This window comes from Microbacterium sp. UBA7513, from assembly GCF_002478345.1.
Taxonomy (GTDB): Bacteria; Actinomycetota; Actinomycetes; order Actinomycetales; family Microbacteriaceae; genus Microbacterium.
The window spans coordinates 1-19999 of record NZ_DLNJ01000023.1; the positions used below are offsets into that span (position 1 = coordinate 1).

Annotated in this window: 20 protein-coding genes; 13 read left to right on the forward strand and 7 right to left on the reverse strand. The window is 68.8% G+C overall.

All coding sequences use genetic code 11. The features are described 5' to 3' along the window. A partial coding sequence (locus B2W79_RS13190) for a sigma-70 family RNA polymerase sigma factor (RefSeq protein WP_292790146.1) occupies positions 1–690 on the reverse strand: 690 nt, incomplete at its 3' end. Between the two features lie 167 nt (positions 691–857). Then, positions 858–1799 carry a proteasome assembly chaperone family protein gene (locus tag B2W79_RS13195; RefSeq protein WP_071328697.1) on the reverse strand — a complete coding sequence of 314 codons (942 nt, stop codon included), beginning with the start codon at positions 1797–1799 and terminating at the stop codon, positions 858–860. 114 nt (positions 1800–1913) lie between these two features. On the opposite strand from B2W79_RS13195, the gene B2W79_RS13200 reads away from it, so the two are divergent. From B2W79_RS13200 to sucB, 3 genes are all read left to right on the forward strand, one after another. Continuing rightward, complete coding sequence (locus B2W79_RS13200) at positions 1914–3392, forward strand: leucyl aminopeptidase (RefSeq protein WP_292790148.1); 1479 nt, start codon at positions 1914–1916, stop codon at positions 3390–3392. A 5-nt stretch (positions 3393–3397) separates the two neighbouring features. Next, entirely contained in the window at positions 3398–4771 is a 1374-nt protein-coding gene (lpdA, locus tag B2W79_RS13205; RefSeq protein WP_071328699.1) for a dihydrolipoyl dehydrogenase, read from the forward strand. 66 nt (positions 4772–4837) lie between these two features. Next, the gene (sucB, locus tag B2W79_RS13210) at positions 4838–6613 is read left to right on the forward strand and encodes a 2-oxoglutarate dehydrogenase, E2 component, dihydrolipoamide succinyltransferase (RefSeq protein ID WP_292790151.1); all 1776 of its coding nucleotides are present in this window, start codon (positions 4838–4840) and stop codon (positions 6611–6613) included. A 15-nt stretch (positions 6614–6628) separates the two neighbouring features. Here sucB and B2W79_RS13215 read toward each other — a convergent pair whose 3' ends face one another. Further along, positions 6629–8011 (reverse strand): hypothetical protein, encoded by a 1383-nt coding sequence (locus B2W79_RS13215; RefSeq protein ID WP_292790153.1) that lies wholly within the window; start codon positions 8009–8011, stop codon positions 6629–6631. Positions 8012–8212: 201 nt separating this feature from the next. On the opposite strand from B2W79_RS13215, the gene B2W79_RS13220 reads away from it, so the two are divergent. Beyond that, positions 8213–8923, forward strand: a complete 711-nt coding sequence (locus B2W79_RS13220) for a DUF4191 family protein (protein ID WP_071328700.1) — start codon at positions 8213–8215, stop codon at positions 8921–8923. Positions 8924–8980: 57 nt separating this feature from the next. Here the strand turns inward: B2W79_RS13220 and B2W79_RS13225 are convergent, their stop codons facing one another. Then, complete coding sequence (locus tag B2W79_RS13225; protein ID WP_060923121.1) at positions 8981–10168, reverse strand: RimK family alpha-L-glutamate ligase; 1188 nt, start codon at positions 10166–10168, stop codon at positions 8981–8983. Between the two features lie 18 nt (positions 10169–10186). Here B2W79_RS13225 and B2W79_RS13230 point away from each other — a divergent pair, with 18 nt between their 5' ends. Further along, positions 10187–10675, forward strand: a complete 489-nt coding sequence (locus B2W79_RS13230) for an ATP-dependent zinc protease (protein WP_292790156.1) — start codon at positions 10187–10189, stop codon at positions 10673–10675. Between the two features lie 3 nt (positions 10676–10678). On the opposite strand, the gene B2W79_RS13235 is transcribed toward B2W79_RS13230, so the two are convergent. Further along, positions 10679–11074: an RDD family protein gene (locus B2W79_RS13235; RefSeq protein WP_071328701.1), complete on the reverse strand. Its 396-nt coding sequence runs from the start codon at positions 11072–11074 to the stop codon at positions 10679–10681. Between the two features lie 147 nt (positions 11075–11221). On the opposite strand from B2W79_RS13235, the gene glnA reads away from it, so the two are divergent. The 6 genes from glnA to B2W79_RS13265 all read left to right on the forward strand — a co-directional run bounded on the left by glnA (position 11222) and on the right by B2W79_RS13265 (position 15863). Then, complete coding sequence (glnA, locus tag B2W79_RS13240) at positions 11222–12646, forward strand: type I glutamate--ammonia ligase (protein ID WP_025103592.1); 1425 nt, start codon at positions 11222–11224, stop codon at positions 12644–12646. Between the two features lie 325 nt (positions 12647–12971). Beyond that, entirely contained in the window at positions 12972–13139 is a 168-nt protein-coding gene (locus tag B2W79_RS13245) for a hypothetical protein (protein ID WP_292790159.1), read from the forward strand. After that, positions 13139–14428, forward strand: a complete 1290-nt coding sequence (locus tag B2W79_RS13250) for a WXG100 family type VII secretion target (protein WP_292790161.1) — start codon at positions 13139–13141, stop codon at positions 14426–14428. The genes B2W79_RS13245 and B2W79_RS13250 overlap by 1 nt, the downstream gene beginning before the upstream one ends. After that, entirely contained in the window at positions 14425–14922 is a 498-nt protein-coding gene (locus tag B2W79_RS13255; RefSeq protein ID WP_292790162.1) for a hypothetical protein, read from the forward strand. Before B2W79_RS13250 ends, B2W79_RS13255 begins: the two co-directional genes overlap by 4 nt. Positions 14923–15192: 270 nt before the next feature. Then, complete coding sequence (locus tag B2W79_RS13260) at positions 15193–15582, forward strand: hypothetical protein (protein ID WP_292790164.1); 390 nt, start codon at positions 15193–15195, stop codon at positions 15580–15582. Then, on the forward strand, positions 15579–15863 hold the full coding sequence (locus tag B2W79_RS13265; RefSeq protein ID WP_071329442.1) for a WXG100 family type VII secretion target: 285 nt from the start codon (positions 15579–15581) through the stop codon (positions 15861–15863). The genes B2W79_RS13260 and B2W79_RS13265 overlap by 4 nt, the downstream gene beginning before the upstream one ends. A gap of 23 nt (positions 15864–15886) precedes the next feature. Here B2W79_RS13265 and B2W79_RS13270 read toward each other — a convergent pair whose 3' ends face one another. Next, positions 15887–16279 (reverse strand): VOC family protein, encoded by a 393-nt coding sequence (locus tag B2W79_RS13270; protein WP_260040814.1) that lies wholly within the window; start codon positions 16277–16279, stop codon positions 15887–15889. Positions 16280–16415: 136 nt separating this feature from the next. On the opposite strand from B2W79_RS13270, the gene B2W79_RS13275 reads away from it, so the two are divergent. Together B2W79_RS13275 and B2W79_RS13280 are read left to right on the forward strand one after the other, a co-directional pair. Then, positions 16416–17798 (forward strand): serine/threonine-protein kinase, encoded by a 1383-nt coding sequence (locus B2W79_RS13275; protein WP_292790172.1) that lies wholly within the window; start codon positions 16416–16418, stop codon positions 17796–17798. A 103-nt stretch (positions 17799–17901) separates the two neighbouring features. Continuing rightward, positions 17902–19050: an AI-2E family transporter gene (locus B2W79_RS13280; RefSeq protein WP_292790174.1), complete on the forward strand. Its 1149-nt coding sequence runs from the start codon at positions 17902–17904 to the stop codon at positions 19048–19050. On the opposite strand, the gene B2W79_RS13285 is transcribed toward B2W79_RS13280, so the two are convergent. Continuing rightward, the gene (locus B2W79_RS13285; protein ID WP_292790176.1) at positions 19051–19971 is read right to left on the reverse strand and encodes a diacylglycerol/lipid kinase family protein; all 921 of its coding nucleotides are present in this window, start codon (positions 19969–19971) and stop codon (positions 19051–19053) included. Between the last annotated feature and the right edge of the window lie 28 nt (positions 19972–19999).

Sequence of the window (19999 nt, forward strand, 5' to 3'; positions counted from 1 at the left end):
GGTGGCGTAGGTCGAGAACTTGAAGCCCTTGGTGTAGTCGAACTTCTCGACCGCGCGGATCAGACCGAGGTTGCCCTCCTGGATCAGGTCCAGGAACTGCATCCCGCGGCCGGTGTACCGCTTGGCGAGCGAGACGACGAGTCGCAGGTTCGCGCCCAGCAGGTGGCTCTTGGCGCGCTGACCGTCACGGGCGACCCACTGCAGGTCGAGACCGAGCTGGCTCGTCTTCTCGGCGGGGGACATCGCGGAGAGCTTCTCCTCCGCGAAGAGACCCGCCTCGATGCGCATCGCGAGCTCGACCTCTTCGGCCGCGTTCAGCAGCGCGACCTTTCCGATCTGCTTCAGGTAGTCCTTGACCGGGTCGGCCGTGGCTCCGGTGATCTGAGTGGAGTAGACCGGGACCTCTTCGTCATCCTTGGAGGAGATGACGATCGCTCCGGTCGGCAGCGGCTCGGTGAAGGTCGGCTTCGCGTCGTCCTCCTCCTCGTCGCCAGCGGCGTCGTCGGTCGCAGCGGCGTCGTCCTCTTCGACGACGTCGTCGGCCTTCTTCTTCTTCGCGGGGGCGCGCTTGGCCGCGGCGCGCTTGGGCGCGGGAGCCGCTTCGGTCGCTTCGACGTCCTCGACCTCGGGATCCGCGGTGATCTGATCGGCCTTCTTCGTCCGCGTGTTCTTCGTCGTGGCAGGAGTCACGTTTCGCCTTTCACGGGGCCGCTGGGAGACCCCGGGACATTTCGGACACTAGTAAGACCCTTGTCAAGTCCAGTGCTCGAAAACACTGATTGACAACGGGTCGGACTCCTAGTATCGCACACGTATGGCGATGAGGACGCATTCGCGCCCGATCCGTGCGGACGGATTCAGCCGCGCCCCGGCTTGTCCTCGTCGCCGGACGGACGCGAGGCGAGATAGCGCTCGAGCTCGGCCGCGAGTTCATCGGCACTGGGCAGGTCTCGTTCACTGAATCCGCCCTCGTCGTACGAGTCGTCCTCGGGGTCACGACCGGCCATGTAGGCGTCGTACCGCCGCTCGAGGTTGTGCACCATCTGCTGGAGTTCGTCGTTCGCGGCGACTTGCTCGTCCACGCGCGCGATGTAGTCCGCACGCCGCTCCTGCACCGCATCCAGCATGAGCACGAGACCGGTCGACGCCATGAGCTTCTCCGCCGCGGCACTGACCGCTTCCGGGTTCTCGGTCTCGGCGAGGTAGTGCGGCACGAGGAGGACGAAGCCGACGACGCGTTCCCCGCGCTCCGCGAAGCGGTACTCGAGTAGGTGACCCGCGGTCGCCGGGACCTGCGTGCGCGGACGCCACACGGAGTGCGACACCACGAGGTCGCGCCGGTTCCCGCTCACCGTCGTCCCGATGGGTCGCGTGTGCGGCACGGGCATCGCGATCGAGTGGACCCAGTGCAGTCCCGAGGCCTCGAACTCCGCAGCAAGATCCAGAACGGTCTCCGCGAAGGCGTTCCAGGCGAAGTCGGGCTCATACCCCGTGAGCAGCAGAAACGGGCGTCCCAGCGCATCCGTGGCGAGGGAGAGCTCGAGGCGGGGCGGGCGGAACTCGGCGAGGTGGTCCTGGTCGAACGAGATGACCGGGCGACGCGCGCGATAGTCGAGGAGCACATCGTTGTCGAAGATCGCGAGCGGCTGCGGCGACGTCGTCTCCCGCAGGTGATCGATGAGCCCAGACACCGCACTGCCGGCGTCGGTGAAACCGGTGAGCAGCATCACGAGAGGCAGGCCGTGGGGCACCGCGGGGGCGTTCGCGACGCGTTCGTGGATCTCTCCGGAGAAGGGCATGTCTCCATGCTACGAGCCGCACCCGGAGCCGGGCTCTGACGTGTCTCGCTGAGAGCGAACACACCCCGGCCGCCGGACCGACGACCCCGGCGCGGAGATCCTAGGATGGAGAGCATGACGCTTCCCGTGCTCTCGCACACCACCGATCAGTTCCCCGGAAGCGCTGCCGATGCCGCAGTGCTCGTCGTCCCCGATCTCTCCGAGTCGGCCGAGTCGCTGGCAGCTCACCCCGGTCTCGCCGATGTCCTGGCGGGCATCGGCTTCACCGGCGCCGCCGGTGCCTTCGCTCGGGTGTACGCACCGGAGCTGACGACCCTCCCATGCGCCGTCGTCGGCGTCGGTTCCACCGTCGACGACGCGTCCGTTCGGAGTGCAGCCGGCGTGGCGCTCCGCTCCCTGACCGGGTTCGACACGGTCGCGCTCGGCCTCGCCGCCGGGCTCGAGGAGCACGCGGGCGCCGCGGCGGAGGGCGCCGTTCTCGGCGGCTACCGCTTCGACGACTACCGCGCCGAGAACGGCAGGAAGAAGCGGGCGACGGCGGTCGTCGTCCACGCCCCGCTCGACGACGAGACGATCGCCCGCGCCCACGCCACCGGCGAGGCTGTCGCCCTCATCAAAGCCCTCGTGAACGTCCCCGCCGAGTGGCAGAGCCCCGCGCAGCTCGCGCAGAGCGCCGCCGACAGCGTCGCGGACCTGGATGTCACCGTGGAGATCCTCGACGAGACCGCTCTCGCGGAACAGGGCTTCGGCGGCATCCTCGGCGTCGGCCAGGGATCCGACCGTCCGCCGCGCCTCGTCCGCCTCGACTACGCGCCGGCGGACGCGCAGCGCCACATCGCCCTCGTCGGCAAGGGGATCACGTTCGACACCGGTGGGCTCTCCCTGAAGCCGGCCGCGTCGATGGTCGGCATGAAGTTCGACATGGCGGGTGCCGCGACCTCCCTCGCCGCGCTCCGCGCCATCGCCGCCCTGCGGCTTCCCGTGCACGTGACCGCCTGGCTCTGCATCACCGACAACATGCCGTCCGGCCGCGCCCTGCGCCCCGGCGACGTCATCCGCATCCTCGACGGCACCACCGTCGAGGTGCTGAACACCGACGCCGAGGGGCGCCTCGTCCTCGCCGACGGGCTCGTCGCGGCGAGCCGGGAGAACCCCGACGTCATCATCGACGTCGCGACCCTGACCGGCGCGATCGTCGCGGCCCTCGGCCACCGCCACACCGGCGTCTTCGGCGACGACGAGACGGTCGCGGAGTTCCTCGCCGCCGCCGCGCGCACGGGAGAGCCGGCGTGGCACATGCCCCTGCCCGCCTACATGGAGGAGACGCTCGACTCCCCCATCGCCGACATGATCAACGCCAACATGGGAGATCGGATGGGCGGCGCGTCCTTCGCCGGTCTCTTCCTGCGGCGCTTCGTCGGACGCACCTCGGAGGAGGACGACGCGCCGCGCATCCCCTGGGTGCACCTGGACATCGCGGGCTCCGGTGAACACGCGGGCGCCCCCTACGGCTTCACCGAGAAGGGCCCCACGGGGGCGATGGTCCGATCGATCATCGCCTTCGCCGAAGCAGCATCCCACCCGGAGGCATGACACCCATGACAACCCACACCTTCGACATCGTCGTCCTGGGCGGCGGCAGCGGCGGGTACGCCGCGGCACTGCGAGCCAGCGAGCTCGGCAAGTCCGTCGCACTGATCGAGAAGGACAAGGTGGGAGGCACGTGCCTCCACCGCGGGTGCATCCCGACCAAGGCGCTGCTGCACGCCGCCGAGGTGGCGGATCACGTGCGTGACGCCTCCTCCGTGGGCGTCACGGCCTCGTTCGGCGGGATCGACCCCGCGGGCGTGCGCACGTACCGCGAGGGCATCGTCGCCAAGAAGTACAAAGGCCTCGAGGGGCTCGTGAAGGCGCGCGGGATCACGACGGTCACCGGGCTCGGCCGCCTGAACGCAGACCGGAGCGTCAGCGTGGGCGACGACGTCTACGTGGGTACGGACGTGATCCTCGCCACGGGCTCCTACAGCCGCTCGCTGCCCGGGCTGGAGATCGGCGGACGCATCCTGACCAGCGAGCAGGCACTCGCCCTGGACGTCATCCCCGAGCGCGTGCTCATCCTGGGCGGCGGCGTGATCGGCGTCGAGTTCGCGAGCGTGTGGCGCTCCTTCGGTGCCGAGGTGACGATCGTGGAGGCGCTGCCCCACCTCGTCCCGAACGAGGACATCGCGATGAGCAAGGGCCTCGAGCGCGCCTTCCGCCGGCGTGGCATCCAGTACTCGCTCGGCGTGCGCTTCCAGACAGCCACCCAGGACGACTCGTCCGTGACCCTCACTCTGGAGGACGGCACGGAGTTCACCGCCGACTACCTCCTCGTCGCCGTCGGCCGCGGCCCCGCCACCGCCGACCTGGGCTTCGAGGAAGCCGGAGTGCGCCTGGACCGCGGGTTCGTGACGGTCGACAACGACCTCCGGACCGATGTCCCCGGCGTGTGGGCGGTCGGCGACATCGTCCCCGGTCTGCAGCTCGCCCACCGCGGGTTCCAGCAGGGGATCGCGGTCGCTGAGCGCATCGCGGGCCTCTCCCCCGTGAACGTGCCTGACGTGCAGATCCCGAAGGTCACCTACTCCAGCCCCGAGGTCGCCTCCGTCGGTCTCACGGAGGAGGCGGCAGTCGCCGCGCACGGTGCCGATGCCGTCCACTCCTACGAGTACAACCTCGCCGGGAACGGGAAGAGCGAGATCATCGGCACGGGCGGCCTCGTCAAGGTCGTCCGTCTCAAGGACGGTCCCGTCCTCGGTGTGCATCTCCTCGGCGACCGCGTCGGCGAACTCATCACCGAGGGGCAGCTCGCGGTCGCGTGGGAAGCCCACCCGGAGGACATCGCGCCGCTCATCCACGCCCACCCGACCCAGAGCGAGGCCCTCGGAGAAGCCTTCCTCGCGCTGGCCGGAAAGCCCCTGCACGCCCTCTGAGCACCAACCGGTGCCCGAGTCACTAAGCTAGACAAGCGTCATACAACTTCTGAAGGAGACTCAGTCATGAGCACATCCGTGGTCCTCCCCGCTCTCGGTGAGAGCGTCACAGAGGGTACGGTCACCCGCTGGCTCAAGCAGGTGGGAGACACCGTCCAGGCGGACGAGGGCCTGCTCGAGATCTCGACCGACAAGGTCGACACCGAGATCCCCTCCCCCGTCACCGGCGTCATCGAGGAGATCCTCGTCGCCGAGGACGAGACCGTCGAGGTCGGTGCTCTGCTAGCCCGCATCGGTGACGGCAGCGGCGCGGCCCCTGCCGACGATGCCCCTGCTGCCGCCGAGGCCGCTCCGGCCGAAGCCGCCGCCCCCGCCGCTCCGGAGCCCGAGGCGGCTCCCGCAGCGGAGCAGCAGGCTCCCGCCGAGTCCGCTCCCGCTGAGGCCGCCCCTGCGGCTCCGTCCGGCGACGCCACCGACATCGTGCTCCCTGAGCTCGGCGAGAGCGTCACCGAGGGCACGGTCACCCGCTGGCTCAAGCAGGTCGGCGACTCGGTCGAGGTCGACGAGGCGCTCCTCGAGATCTCCACCGACAAGGTCGACACCGAGATCCCGTCGCCGGTCGCCGGCGTGCTGCAGGAGATCGTCGCCGGCGAGGACGAGACCGTCGAGGTCGGCGCCGTGCTGGCGCGCGTCGGTTCCGGTGCTGCGCCCGCCGCTCAGCCCGAGGCTCCCGCCGCTCCCGCTCCGCAGGCCGAGGCTCCCGCCGCTCCCGCTCCGCAGGCCGAGGCTCCCGCCGCTCCCGCTCCGCAGGGCGAGGCTCCCGCCGCTCCCGCTCCGCAGGCCGAGGCTCCGGCACAGCCCGCTGCTCCGGCACAGCCCGCAGCTCCGGCCCAGCCCGCTCAGGCCGAGGCTCCGAAGCTGTCGTTGCCGACCGAGAGCGACAACCTATACGTGACCCCGCTCGTCCGCCGTCTGGCTGCGCAGCAGGGTGTCGACCTTGCCACGGTCAAGGGCACCGGTGTCGGAGGCCGTATCCGCAAGGAGGACGTCCTCAAGGCCGCCGAGACGGCGACGGCCGCACCGGCAGCTGCCGCGGCGCCCGCTCCGGCACCGCTCGAGGTGTCGCCGCTGCGTGGGACCACTCAGCCGATGTCGCGCCTGCGCAAGGTCCTCGCCAAGCGCGCGGTGGAGTCGATGCAGCAGACCGCTCAGCTCACCACTGTGGTCGAGGTCGACGTCACTGCTCTCGCGGAGTACCGCGACAGCGTCAAGGCGTCCTTCCTCGAGAAGACGGGCGACAAGCTCTCCTTCCTGCCGTTCTTCGCGCTGGCGGCGGCGGAGGCCCTGCAGGCCTTCCCGATCATCAACGCGACGGTCGACGGCGAGCAGATCGTCTACCCGGCCTCCGAGAACGTCTCGATCGCGGTCGACACCGAGCGCGGCCTGCTCACGCCGGTGCTCCGCGACGCGGCGTCGAAGAACATCGCCGAGATCGCCCACGAGATCGCCGATCTCGCGGCGCGCACGCGTGACAACAAGCTGAAGCCCGATGAGCTCGCGGGCGGCACGTTCACGCTGACCAACACCGGCTCGCGCGGCGCGCTGTTCGACACGCCTGTCGTGTTCCTGCCGCAGTCGGCGATCCTCGGCACGGGCACGGTCGTCAAGCGCCCTGGTCTGGTCAAGGTCGGCGGCACGGACGCGATCGCGGTGCGCTCCTATGTGTACCTGGCCCTGTCGTACGACCACCGCATCATCGACGGCGCCGACGCAGCCCGCTTCCTCGGCGCTGTCAAGGCGCGCCTGGAGGCCGCGCAGTTCAGCGGTCAGCTCGGCGCCTGACTCGACGGCTTCGCCTCATCTCGGCTGGTCCGCGACGCGATATGCGTCGCGGACCAGCCATTTTTCTTCCATACGCGCGAGAACAAGAGTGATCGCACCCTCCGTCCCGTCTTCTACAGCGGACGATGACGGCACTTCGAGCACGGCGATGTCTCCATAGCGATCGATGAGAGCGGCATCCTGGACGCCGGCGGTTCCGGCCACGAGCGGGATGACCTCCGACGGGCTCGCCGCGACCGCGGAACCGCACACCCGGTCCTCCTGAGCTTCGCACTCCTCGATCTGCGCCACGAGCCCCGGCAGGGCGAGTACCGGATCATCGCCCGTCGGCGCCACCGTCGTGCGCGCCGAGGGAGCCGGCGACCGCGACTCTTCGTCCTCAGAGTCGGCTCCCGCACGATGAGACGAGGCGGAGGGCCTGCTCCCCGGGGACCCGACCGCCGGATCATCTCGCTCGTTCGGCCACAGCAAGCCGATAAGCAGCACCACCACCGCACCGGCACCGGCCACGGCGAGAACCCGTGTCCGTCGGGATCCGGTCCCCCACTCCCGTGCGGGCCGGCGCGGCCGATCGGCCTGCTGGCCGATGAGGGCTCGCGTCCTGTCGACGAGGCGGTCGCGCAGAACGAGAAGGTCGGCCGCCATCCGCGTCGAGCGCGGTCCGCCCGGTCTTTCCACCCGCGCCCGGCGGTGCCGCAGCCGCGCACGGGCAACCGGCTCGACCCTGACGCCCCGCAACGCCCCGGCAACACCCGTCTCCGCGGGAGGGGCTGCCCGGTCTTCGGCTGCCTCTTCCAAAGGTCGCGGCGCCGCCATCTCCAGGAGGTCGCTCTCCGCCTCCTCGAGCAGCCGCCGCGGCACCCTGCGCTGTGCCGCGGCCGTGCCGATTCGACCCCGGGCGCGGTCGATAGCCCGGGCCAGCATCTTGTCCGTACACTCCGCGCGCAGCCGGCCCATGATCTCGGAGACGGCAGACACCGCCTCCTGGCCGGGCCCGACCACGAAGAGCGGCCGGCCGCCCTCGGTGAGCCACCATGTTCCCTCCGCCTCGACAGCAGCCGCCGGGCCCAACTCCGCCAGTCCGCGCAGCAGACTCACGACCACCGTGCCGATCTCCCCGGGCGGCAGCCCGCCCCGTGTCCGGAGCCGTCGGTCCAGGTACGACTCCAGGCGCTCCGTGCACCAGGGAAGCAACACGTCATGCCCGTCCATCCGTCGGGCGATGTCGACCGGGGCGGCCACGTGCTGAGAGCCCGCGTACCGCCAGCCCGCCCAGCCGGCGAAGCTCTCGGCGTCGGCGCGCACGAGCGGTCCCTCCGGTGAGGTCACGAGCGCACCGAGGAAGGGCCCTTCGGAGGGATCGAGGAGACGGATCGTCCGGTGCGCTTGTGCGAGCACAGCCGGTTCCTGCAACGGAGTCTCACGCGCTGGTGTCATGTGGTCCATCCCACCCTTTCCGCCGGACCCGCCGTGCCGGTTCGGTGCCGCTGGGATGGGATCCGGTCGCGGTCCGAATTGTGCAGGAACGGTCACCCTCTGCTCTCCGCTGCACGCGAACGGCGGCATCGCAAGGCGCTCGGACTCGGTAGGCTGGTCTCCATGGCAAAGCGTGCTCCCGAACCCGAGAAGCGTCCTGGGTTCTTCTCCCAGATCAAGTCCCTCTTCCGGTTCACGCGCGAGGCCTACCCCTGGCTCCCCTGGGCGCAGGCCGCGATCCTCATCGGCGGCGTGCTGCTCGGTCTCCTGGCCGGCTACCTGATCCCGCCGTTCCAGGTGTGGACGCTCGTCCTCTGGGCGATCACCGGTCTCATGCTCGGTGTGCTCGGCGCCCTCTTCCTCATGACCCGGCTCTCGACGTCGGCCATGTACACGAAGATCGACGGCATGCCCGGTGCGACGGGTCACGTGCTCAGCACCAGCCTCGGCCGCCGGTGGCAGGCCTCCGAGACCCCGGTGGGCATCAACCCGAAGACGCAGGAGGCCGTGTACCGGACGGTCGGCCGTGGCGGCATCGTCGTCGTCGGCGAGGGCGCCCGCGGACGCCTCACGCGACTGGTGAACGAGGAGCGCAGCCGGGCGCAGCGCGTCGCCCACGGCGTGCCGATCACGGTGCTCTACGTCGGGCACGGTGAGGACGAGGTGCCGATCGCAGACCTCGCGAAGACCATCAAGAAGCTTCCGAAGGCCATCGACAAGGCCACGATGGCGGCCGTCATCCGCCGCATCGACTCGGTGTCGCAGTCGCTGTCGTCGCTTCCCATCCCGAAGGGGATCGACCCGACGAAGGTGCGGGCGCAGCGTCCGCGCTGACCCGCTCTCCGGAATCGCGAAGCGCGGCCGTCCTCACCGAGGGCGGCCGCGCTTCTCTCATTCCGAGAGCGGCTGCTTGGGGAGGCGGCGCACCTTCGCCCGCCGGCGACGACGCTCGGGGATCATCGAGCGCATCTCATCGAGCTTGCCGAAGCAGAACAGGCGGTCGTCGGGTTCGAGGACCACGTGCTTGCGCGGGTTCGGGATCACGCTCACCCCGCGGTGCAGCGTGAGCACTGTGATGTCGCGTTCCCACAGGCCCGCCTCTCCCAGCGTCTTGCCGACGAGATCCGCGGCGCCGTGGACCATGAGCTCGGCCACGCCGTATCCGGTGGAGACCGTGAGGCGCTGCCGCACGTCGATCTCCGGGAAGGCCACCTGACCGGCGATGTAGTCGATGATGGCGCCCGCGACGTCGAGCTTGGTCGCGGTCTCGATGCCCTGCAGGCCCGGAGATGAGTTGACCTCCATCACCAGGGGTCCCTCGTCACCCTCCAGCATGTCCACGCCGGCGACGCGGAGCCCCATGATCTGGGCCGACCGCACGGCGGCCCGCTCGTAGACCGGGTCGAGTTCGATCGCCTCGACCGAGCCGCCACGGTGCACGTTCGAGCGGAACTCGTCTCCGGCCGCCGAGCGCCGCATCGCCGCGACCACGCGGTCCCCGACGACGAGCGCGCGGATGTCGCGCCCCCGGCTCTCGGCGATGAACTTCTGGATGAGCACGTTCTGCTTGGTGGAGTGCAGCGTCTCGATGATGGCCTCGGCCACCTTCACCTGAGGCGCGAGGATGACGCCGATGCCCTGGGTGCCCTCGAGCAGCTTGATCACCACGGGAGCGCCGCCGACGCGCTCGATCGCCGGTCGCACGTCGGCGCGGTTGCGCACGAAGGCGGTCGGCGGCATCGCGATGTTGTGCCGGGAAAGGATCTGGTTCGCCCGGAGCTTGTCGCGCGCGCTGGAGATGCCGTTCGCCGTGTTCGGGGTGTAGACGTCCATCTGCTCGAACTGCCGTACCACGGCGGTGCCGAAGTACGTGATCGAGTTGCCGATGCGGGGCAGGATCGCGTCGTAGTCGCTGAGCTGCCGGCCCCGGTAGTGCAGGTCGGGCTCGTCGGAGGTCAGATCGATCGCGAAGCGCAGCGTGTTGAGCACCTTCACGTTGTGGCCACGCTGCAGTGCGGCCGCGCGGAGGCGTTGGGTGGAGTACGCCTGCGGCGCACGGGACAGCACTGCGATCTTCACGGGGGATTTCCTGCCAGGATGTATCAGGTGAGTAGGTCTACCCATTCAAACACCCTTACGGGGTGGCGCGAGTGGGTGAGCCTGCCCGATCTCGGCGTCGACTGGATCAAGGCCAAGATCGACACCGGCGCCCGCACCTCGTCCCTGCATGCATTCGACATCCAGGAGTTCGAGCGCGACGGCGAGGCCTGGGTGCGTTTCCGCGTGAAGCCCTGGCAGGACAGCCAGGAAGACGCTGTCGTGGTGGAGTCCCCCATCCACGACCGCCGGGCCGTCCGGAGCTCGTCCGGGCACGCGCAGGAGCGTCTCGTCGTGCAGCTGATGATCCGGCTCGTTGACCACGAGGTGATGGCCGAGGTGACCCTGAGCAACCGGGACGAGATGGGTTTCCGCATGCTGATCGGCCGCGAAGCGCTGCGCCGCGGCTACGTCGTGGATCCGGCGCGCTCCTTCCTCGGCGGCCGTGCACCCCGTGAGGCACGCCGGCGCAACCGCGGCCGCGCCTGAGCGTCAGGCGCGGATGAGGACCGTTCCCACGGCCTTGTCGTGCAGACCGCGCTGATCCGGATCCCACACCACGGCCGGGATCACGATCAGGAGCAGCAGCGTGCGCACGATCGGGCGCCACAGACCGATCCATCCGCCGTCGAGACGGACGACGCGCATGCCGAGGATGCGGTGCCCGGGGCTGCCGCCCGCGGTCGGGATGAAGAGGATCTGCACGACGCCGAAGATGAGCAGCGTGGCGAACGGGTCGTACTGGAAGAACGCGACGGAGAGGATGACGGCTGCCGTCCAGTCGATCGCGAGGGCGCCGATCCGGCGTCCGGGGCGGCCGATGCTCCCCGGTCCGGACTCCGGGAGTCCGAGTCGCTCACCGGGGTACGTGTTCACAGCATCCGTCACCCCTCCAGCCTACCGAGGCTGTGGATGCCCTCCGATCCTGCTCACGCTGTAACACGGACGAAACAAAGCGGATACCGTGGAGAAATCCCCCGTCCGTACTGTGCAAAGTGGCCCCGAAGCCATCGATCCGCATCACAGGAGTCGTACATGTTCAAAGATTCGTCCGAGGTACTGGCCTACATCAAGGAGAACGACGTCAAATTCCTTGACATCCGTTTCACCGACCTCCCTGGTGTGCAGCAGCACTTCAACATCCCTGCGGCGACGGTCGACGAGGCCTTCTTCACGGACGGACAGCTGTTCGACGGCTCCTCCATCCGGGGCTTCGCCAGCATCCACGAGTCGGACATGCAGCTCATCCCCGATGTGACGACGGCGTACATCGACCCCTTCCGCGAGGCGAGCACCCTCGTGATGATCTTCGACATCTACAACCCGCGCACCGGCGAGATCTACTCGAAGGACCCGCGTCAGGTCGCGAAGAAGGCGGAGAAGTACCTCACCTCCACCGGCATCGCCGACACCGCGTTCTTCGCCCCCGAGGCCGAGTTCTACATCTTCGACGACGTGCGCTACTCCGTGACCGCCGGCGAGAGCTTCTACAAGGTCGACTCCGAGGAGGCCGCGTGGAACACCGGCCGCGAGGAGGAGGGCGGAAACCTCGCCAACAAGACCCCCTACAAGGGCGGCTACTTCCCCGTCAGCCCGGTCGACAAGACGGCCGACCTGCGCGACGACATCACCCTCAAGCTCATCGATGCGGGCTTCATCCTCGAGCGCTCCCACCACGAGGTGGGCACGGCCGGCCAGCAGGAGATCAACTACCGCTTCGACACCATGGTGCACGCGGCCGACGACATCCTGAAGTTCAAGTACATCGTCAAGAACACCGCCGAGGAGTGGGGCAAGGTCGCCACCTTCATGCCGAAGCCGCTGTACGGCGACAACGGCTCGGGTATGCACACCCACCAGTCGCTGTGGAACGACGGCAAGCCGCTGTTCTACGACGAGGCCGGATACGGTCAGCTCAGCGACATCGCGCGGTGGTACATCGGCGGCATCCTGGCGCACGCGCCGGCACTGCTCGCCTTCACCAACCCGACGCTGAACAGCTACCACCGTCTGGTCAAGGGCTTCGAGGCTCCGGTCAACCTGGTCTACTCGGCCGGCAACCGCTCCGCCGCGATCCGCATCCCGATCACGGGCTCGAACCCGAAGGCCAAGCGCATCGAGTTCCGCGCCCCCGACGCCTCGGGCAACCCGTACCTCGCCTTCGCCGCGCAGCTCATGGCGGGCCTCGACGGCATCAAGAACCGCATCGAGCCGCACGAGCCCGTCGACAAGGACCTCTACGAGCTTCCGCCCGAGGAGGCCAAGAACATCCCGCAGGTGCCGAACTCCCTGCTGGACTCGCTCGAGGCGCTCCGCGCCGACCACCAGTTCCTCCTCGAGGGCGGCGTGTTCACCGAGGAACTCATCGAGACCTGGATCTCCTACAAGTACGAGAACGAGATCCTGCCGATCGCTCAGCGCCCGCACCCGTTCGAGTACGAGCTGTACTTCGGAGTCTGAGCCGACCGCGGATCGCGACAGAGCCCGTCCCCATCTGGGGGCGGGCTCTTTCGCCGTCCGGGGCCGGGAGATGACGCCACCCCTACCCCTCCGTACTCGTTCGAGGTGATTTCATTCACGAATCCAGACATATCGCTGTCTTCTGACCCTGTCTTCACCTATGCTCGATCCCGCAGCCGGGGGGCTCGCAGGAAGAGGGCGGCATGTCGCAGGACTATGAGGTCGACACGGACGTGTTGCGGGCAGGGCGGCGAAGACGCGACGCATCATCGCCGACGTCGGCTCGACCGACCTCGCCCCGCCGACGAGCGCCGGCCACGAGTGGGTGGTCGCAGCCTCTGAGCGGTTCGCCGATGCCTGGTCTGCGGGCCTCGCAGCCCGGGTGACGGACTCCGACGACTTCTCCGAGCGTTTGGCGACGACGGCCCGGGTCTTCGACGAGGGGACGGATGCCGCGAAGGCCGAGGTCGACGCGATGATCTGGGAAGAGTGATGGAGCTCGGGCAGACCCGATCCGCCACGGCCCTCATCCCCGGCTCCCCCGGCGAGGTCAGGGCGACGGCCGAGGCATGGAAGGCACACGGCGTGGCTGCGGCACGGGTGCACGACCAGCTCGCGACGCTCGACGATGAGGGCACCTGGACCGGCGAGGCCTACGACGCCTACCTGACGCGCTTCGACCGTCAGCTGCTGCACTGGTCGAACGCGGGCGACGGGCTCCGCGAGGGCGCTCAGGCCCTGTTCACCTGGGCGGATGCGCTGGAGTGGGCGCAGGAGGAGGCCGCGCGCGCCATCACCCTGTGGGACGAGGCCGAGCAGCAGGCCGCCAGGGCACTGGCCGCGCACCGCGCTTACGTCCGCGAGCTTCGGGTCGGGCGGGGCCTCCGGCACCCGGAGGTGGAGGTGCCGTTCGTCGACCCGTCCGGTGCGGCGCATGAACAGGCCAGAGAGGTGCTGTTCAACGCCCGGGCGACGCTGGAGGTCTTCGCCCGGGACTGCGCAGTCCGATTGGACCAGGCTGCAGAGGCCGCGCGCATGCCGCTCACCGAGGCTGAGGTCGCAACCGCAGCCCAGCATGCCGTCACCGAGGCGGTGTTCACTCTCGCTGTCGTGCAGCCGTTCCAGGCCACGATGGACATGCTCGCCGTCTCCGCACAGACGCTGTGGGAGCACCCGGACATCATCCACGAACTCCTCGGCGGAGCCGCCCTGGTCATCGGCGGCGGGGCCATGATGGGCGGCGGCGGAGCGGTCGCCGTAACCGGCGTCGGCGCCGTCCCTGGGGGTGGTCTGGCCTGGGCTGGCGCCGGCGTAGCCGCGGCCGGCCTGACCGCAGCCGGACACGCTGCCGGCAGGTGGGCGAACGAGTCCGCTCAGAATCCTCCTGAGCGCCCCGCCCCACACCCCACGCACGGCGGACGGAACGTGCTCGGCCAGTACAACGGCGACGGCCAACGCCCCTGGGTCGACACAGAAAAGACCGGACTCGATCGTGTCGCCGAGGACACCGGCAAGGATGTTATCCGCAACAAGATCCGCGCGACCATCCAGGGGTATCACCACAATCCCCAAGCGACCTCAGACCAAGTTCGCTATTACGATGGCTTCATCGAGAACGCCGACGGGACGTACACCGGCATCGAGATCAAGGGCGGCACGGGCAGCCGCGATGCAGCCCAACGTGGCTTCGATGCCACCGTGAGCCCCGAACGACCAGCGACCGCCACCCTGAATGGGGAGAGAATCACAATCACTCGAGTAATTCTGGAGACCGTGAATTGAGTCAACCGACACATATCCGTCAGATCAATGACGATACTCGCGGCGCACTGGTCGATTACTTCCGGCCGTACCAGGAACAGATCCAGTTCTCGCTGCGTCAGCTCAACGGGTCCTCAACATGGGCATGGAGCCTGTGGCGCGCCCCGGAGGGCGCGGACCTTCTGGACAGCATCCCCTTCAGCGAGGAGTACATTCAGTGTGCCGGGACAGCGGAAGCCCTCACGATCGAGGTCCGTTATGTCGATCCGGACGGCACCGCGCATCAGTATGTCGTCGGGCGTCCGGGCGCGGACATGTCCGGCGAGCCCACCGAGGTCATCCACTGGGATGACGGACGGTACTCCACCACCGTGCATCCCAACGAGGTGTTCACAGCAGACGAAGCCGCGGTGATCTTCTATACCTACTTCCTCACCGACAAAGTCGCCCAGCCCTATACGCTCCGCGAGATCGATATGAGCGTCCCCGTCCCCACCGAGGACGAGGCGCCGTGAGAGCTGCGGTCCCTCACGCCGCCATCGACGACACCGTCCCGCGTCTCGCCCTCACCGTTTGGCAATTCGAGGACGAACTCGATGGCGGGGACGGACGAGACTACGGGGGCAAATACGCAACGTTCAAGAGAACAAGCCGTGGGTCGACAAGGAGAAGATCGAAGTGAGGTACGTTCCTTGACCCTTTATGGGCCCTTCGCGAAGACAACCCCGCGAGGGATGACCGGATGGATCAGCGACCGTCGCCGGCCCATCCCGGATCATCTGCGCATGATGCTCGGGCACCTCGACGGGCAAGAAAAGTTCACTTACGTAATCTGGCGAGCCCCGAACCCCGAGAGCATCATCGTCACTCCGCAAGATGGCGGAGACGGGTTCATGCAGGCGGCGGGTTCAGCCGATCAGGTGACCGTGGAGGTCCGGTTGGCAGGGCCTGACGGTGAGACCCGCCTGTACACGGTAGGGCGTCCCGAGCCTGCCGACGAGACGACGCTGATCCCCATCAGTCAGACCCGTGCGGTGCGCGTGTTCTCGAACGAGGTGTTCACCGCTGACGAGGCCGCGGTCATTTTCTACACGTACTACCTCACCGACGCCGTCGCTCAGCCGTACGTCCTCCGCGAGCTCGACCTCAGCCAGGAGCTGTCGGAGCAACGATGAGAATAGCGGTCCACCACGACGCCATTAGCGACACGGTTGCGCGTCTCGCCCTCACCGTCCGGCAGTTCCAGGAGCAGCTCGACACCCTCGACGCGGAGGCCGCTCGACTTCGATCCTCATGGTCCGGTGAGGCGCAGGCGGCATACGACCGCGCCCACCACGACTGGGACACCGCCATCCGCCGTATGAAGGCCGCCCTCGCCGAAGCCAACCGACGACTCATCACCGCCAACGCCATCTCCAGGGAGACCGCCAGCACCGCCGCCCGCCTCTGGCGGTAAGGGTGCTTTGGGCATGGCCCGCGTCAGGGCTCGTCGGCGACGATCTCGGCCTTGAACCCCGCGGAGTTCTCCAGCCATCCGGCGTAGTGATCCGGCCCACCGGCGTGCGGGTAGCGCTCCGCGTACAAAGGCCGCCAGCCGTGCTCGGGTGCCGCCGCGATGATCGCGTCCACTCGGCTCGGCGGGCCTGCCGCAAACGCGAGGTGGTTCACGCCAGGGGCGCGACGATCGTGTTCACTGCCGCTGAGGTTCGGGGATGTCGTGAGGGTGACATACGCGCCACCCGCCTCCCAGGACTCGCCCTCGGGCCACGCGCTGGCGCGGACGAAACCCACCGCACCGAGCAGCCACCCCCACTCCGCTCGCGACGACACGAGGTCGGCGACCCAGACCTCCACGTGGTGAATCCCTGCCATCCGTCCAGTCTCTCAGCTCCCCGTGGATCCGCCGTTGCAGGTGTCGGGCTCCACGTCAACCCCAACGCAGTGTTTTCTCTGCGCGGATACGGTGAAGACATCGTCGGGATACCCGGTCCCGCCAGTGGAGGACGCCGTGATCACCCAGGAAGCCCCGCCCACCGCCGCGCTTCTGGACGGCCGCTATCGTCTGGCGGAGGCCGTCGGCATGGGCGGGATGGCGACCGTGTACCGCGCGGAGGACATCGCGCTCGAACGCACCGTCGCGGTGAAGATGTTCCGCGAGTCCGACGATGCCGTGCTGTCCGTGGAGCGCGTGCATTCGGAGAAGGCGCTCCTCGCGGGCCTCAACCACCCGGGCCTCGTCACGCTCCTCGACGCGCACCTCGAGCCCGGACGACCGAAATACCTCGTGATGGAATACGTGCCGGGACCGACGCTGAGCAAGCGCATGGCCCGCGCAACGGTCACTCCGCGCGAGATCGCCACGATCGGGGCGGACATCGCCTCCGCACTCCACGCCGTGCATAGCGCCGGCATCGTGCACCGCGACATCAAGCCCTCGAATGTCCTCCTCACGCCGCCCCTCGACACGAACGGCCGCTGGAGCGCGAAGCTTGCCGACTTCGGGATCGCCTGCGCCATCGACATGTCCCGTGTCACCACCCCTGGCATCGTCCTCGGGACGCTGACCTACATGGCACCCGAGCAGCTGCGGAACGGCGACATCCGTCCCGCGGTCGACATCTACGCGCTCGGACTCGTCCTGTTGGAGGCCCTCACCGGCAAGCCCGGCTTCGCCCCCACCGTCAGCGTCGAATCCGCCCTCGCCCGTCTCCACGTCGCGCCGGAGATCCCCGCAGAGCTGGGATCGGAGTGGGCCGCGCTGCTCGGCGCGATGACGGCGATCGACCCCGACGCACGACCGCACGCTCTGGAGGTCGAGAGCGAACTGCGCCGTCTGATCGACCGCCCTTCGACCGAAGAGGCGACCACGGACCTCACCGTGCCGCTTCCCGCGCCGACCGCAAGCACCCTCCCCCGGACGCGCGCCGAGGCTCGCGCCCGCCGTCGCGCCGCCTCGGCGCACCCCGCGGCGTTCCCGGCACGGCGTACGCGCCGTCGTCGCGAGTCTCTCCTCATCGCCGCGGTGGTCGTGCTCGGCGCGGTGACCACCGGCTCCGCAGCACTGCTCGGACACGGCGAGCAGGCTCTCGCCAGCTCGGGCGCCGTCTCCGATGGCGCGTCGAGGATCGTCGAGGACCTCGTGCCGGTCGAGCCGGCTCCCGCGGACACCGTCGTCGACTCGGAGCCGACAGAGATCGTCGCCGTCGAGCCGGTGGCCGCCACCCCGGTGGCCCCGACCGCACCGCTCACCGAGTCGGTCGCCGAGGAGAGCCTGCCCGAGAACGCCGCACCGCAGGCGCAGGAGAACCGAGGCAAGAGCCCCGGCCGCGACGGCAACAACGGCAAGGGCAACAGCGCCGGCAACAGCGGCAAGGGCAGCAGCAGCCACTGACTCGACGCACCTGACGCCCGCCGAGCCGGCGGGTGTCGCTGAGCAGCGCACGGGACCGCGTGGAGGATGATCGAGTGTCGAGTATCGGCAGAGGGAGGGGACCATGCGTCGCAGGAAGTTGATCGCACCGCCGGATCCGGCACCCAGCGTGTCCGCACAGCGACGGTCGCCGTCGAGCGTGGTCGCCGGCGCCAGGGCAAACCCGTTCATGTTCGGTCTCCTCGGTGCCCTCGGGGTGCTCGTCGCGCTCATGATCGGCGGCATCGTCGGCCAGCTCGCCACCGTGCTGGTCTACATCGGCGTCGCGCTCTTCCTGGCGCTCGGCCTCGATCCGATCGTGCGGTTCATCGAGCGCAAGCTCCCCCGCCCGGCGGCGGTCGCCGTGGTCGTGATCGGCGTCCTCCTCGCCTTCGCCGGGATCATCCTCGCCATCGTCCCCACCCTCGTGGAGCAGATCGGGAACCTGATCAAAGACGGTCCGAAGATGATCAAGGACTTCACGAACAGCGCCTGGTTCCAGGACGTCAGCGGACAGTTCGGCGGCACGATCAAGGACGCAGTGGATGGCGTGCTCGGCTTCGTGCAGAACCCGGACAACTTCCTCGACATCGGCGGCGGTGTCTTCGCCGTCGGCGCCGGGATCGCCGGCGGCCTGACAGGCATCACGATCGTGGTCATCCTCACGCTGTACTTCATGGCGTCGCTGCGCAGCATGAAGCGGGTGGCTGCCCGGTTCGTCCCGGCGTACCAGCGCGACACGTTCAGCGAGCTCCTGGAGGACGTCTCGAGTGCCGTCGGTCGCTACGTCATCGGTCAGGCGAGTCTCGCGCTCACCAACGGCATCCTGAGCCTCATCTTCCTGACCATCATCGGAGCGCCGGTGCCGGCGCTGCTCGCACTGATCGCCTTCATCGGCTCGATGATCCCGCTCGTCGGCACGCTTTCGGCGTCGATCGTCATCTCGCTCATCTGCCTGTTCGTCTCGCCGACGACCGCGCTGATCGCGATCATCTACTACCTGATCTACATGCAGATCGAGGCGTACGTGCTCTCTCCGCGGATCATGAACAAGGCCGTCGACGTCCCGGGCGCGCTGGTCGTCATCGCCGCCGTGGCCGGCGGCGCGCTCGGCGGGATCCTGGGGGCGCTCGTCGCCATTCCGGTGGCCGCGAGCATCATCATCATCGTGCAGAAGGTCGTCTTCCCCAATCAGGACAGGAAGAAGACGCCGCCCGCGGTGACCGTCGCCTGATCAGCGGACGAGCACGGCTCCCGGCTGCACACGGACGGTGAAGGCGTCGATCTCGCCGACCTCCTCGCCGTCGATCTCGAACATCTGCGGCGCGGCGAGCTGTACGCGGATCCGCTCTGCCGAGACGTGCGTGGTCGAGTCCGTGCTGACCGCCTGATCGACGTTCCCGATCATGCGACGGATGCCGTTGTCCCAGACGACCGAACGGACGGTGTCGAGCCACTGCAGCGCGCCGTCGGAGCTGATGAGCAGCATGTCCAGGAGGCCGTCGTCGAGAACGGCGTCCGGAAGCAGCCGGATGCCGCCCTGGAGCATGCCGCAGTTGCCGACGAGCAGCGTGTGCCCGCGCACCTCCTCCGGCTCGTGGTCGTCAAGCTGCAGCGTGATGTCCGTCATCTCGGTACCGGCGAGTGCTCGCCCCATCGCCTCCACGTACGCGAGCCAGCCGGCGCGATCCTTGAGGTCGTCGTTGGTCTCCACGAGCATCTGCGCATCGACCCCGAAGCCGACCATGACGGAGAAGGCGTGCTCCTCGCCGTCGAACTCCACCCAGCCGAGGTCGATGCGGTGGGGCTCCGAGTCGCGGATGTGCTCGAGCGCCGGCAGCACGCCCTCGAGCGGCACGCCGAGGTTGCGCGCCAGGAGATTGCCGGTGCCCTGCGGCACGATCCCGAGGGCGACATCGGTGCCGACCAGAGCTTCGGCGACGGCGCGGATCGTGCCGTCGCCGCCGACCGCGATGACGAGAGCGCAGCCTTCCTCCACGACCTTCGCGGCGACGCCGCGACCGGGGTCGTCCGGGGTGGTCTCCCCCCAGCGCACATCCGCTTCCTCGCCGAACGCGAGGGTGACGGCCTCCTCGAGGACATCCCGGTCGGACTTCGTCGGGTTCCAGATCACGCCGATGCGAGGAGAGGTCATACGCTCACTCTGAGCGACGGAGGACGAT

What these genes read in the sequence shown, in the direction of transcription:
- B2W79_RS13195 (WP_071328697.1), bottom strand. Translation starts at nt 1,799, where the DNA reads ATGCCCTTCTCCGGAGAGATCCACGAACGCGTCGCGAACGCCCCCGCG.
- B2W79_RS13200 (WP_292790148.1), top strand. Translation starts at nt 1,914, where the DNA reads ATGACGCTTCCCGTGCTCTCGCACACCACCGATCAGTTCCCCGGAAGC.
- lpdA (WP_071328699.1), top strand. Translation starts at nt 3,398, where the DNA reads ATGACAACCCACACCTTCGACATCGTCGTCCTGGGCGGCGGCAGCGGC.
- sucB (WP_292790151.1), top strand. Translation starts at nt 4,838, where the DNA reads ATGAGCACATCCGTGGTCCTCCCCGCTCTCGGTGAGAGCGTCACAGAG.
- B2W79_RS13220 (WP_071328700.1), top strand. Translation starts at nt 8,213, where the DNA reads ATGGCAAAGCGTGCTCCCGAACCCGAGAAGCGTCCTGGGTTCTTCTCC.
- B2W79_RS13230 (WP_292790156.1), top strand. Translation starts at nt 10,187, where the DNA reads ATGTATCAGGTGAGTAGGTCTACCCATTCAAACACCCTTACGGGGTGG.
- glnA (WP_025103592.1), top strand. Translation starts at nt 11,222, where the DNA reads ATGTTCAAAGATTCGTCCGAGGTACTGGCCTACATCAAGGAGAACGAC.
- B2W79_RS13250 (WP_292790161.1), top strand. Translation starts at nt 13,139, where the DNA reads ATGGAGCTCGGGCAGACCCGATCCGCCACGGCCCTCATCCCCGGCTCC.
- B2W79_RS13260 (WP_292790164.1), top strand. Translation starts at nt 15,193, where the DNA reads ATGATGCTCGGGCACCTCGACGGGCAAGAAAAGTTCACTTACGTAATC.
- B2W79_RS13265 (WP_071329442.1), top strand. Translation starts at nt 15,579, where the DNA reads ATGAGAATAGCGGTCCACCACGACGCCATTAGCGACACGGTTGCGCGT.
- B2W79_RS13270 (WP_260040814.1), bottom strand. Translation starts at nt 16,279, where the DNA reads ATGGCAGGGATTCACCACGTGGAGGTCTGGGTCGCCGACCTCGTGTCG.
- B2W79_RS13280 (WP_292790174.1), top strand. Translation starts at nt 17,902, where the DNA reads ATGCGTCGCAGGAAGTTGATCGCACCGCCGGATCCGGCACCCAGCGTG.
- B2W79_RS13285 (WP_292790176.1), bottom strand. Translation starts at nt 19,971, where the DNA reads ATGACCTCTCCTCGCATCGGCGTGATCTGGAACCCGACGAAGTCCGAC.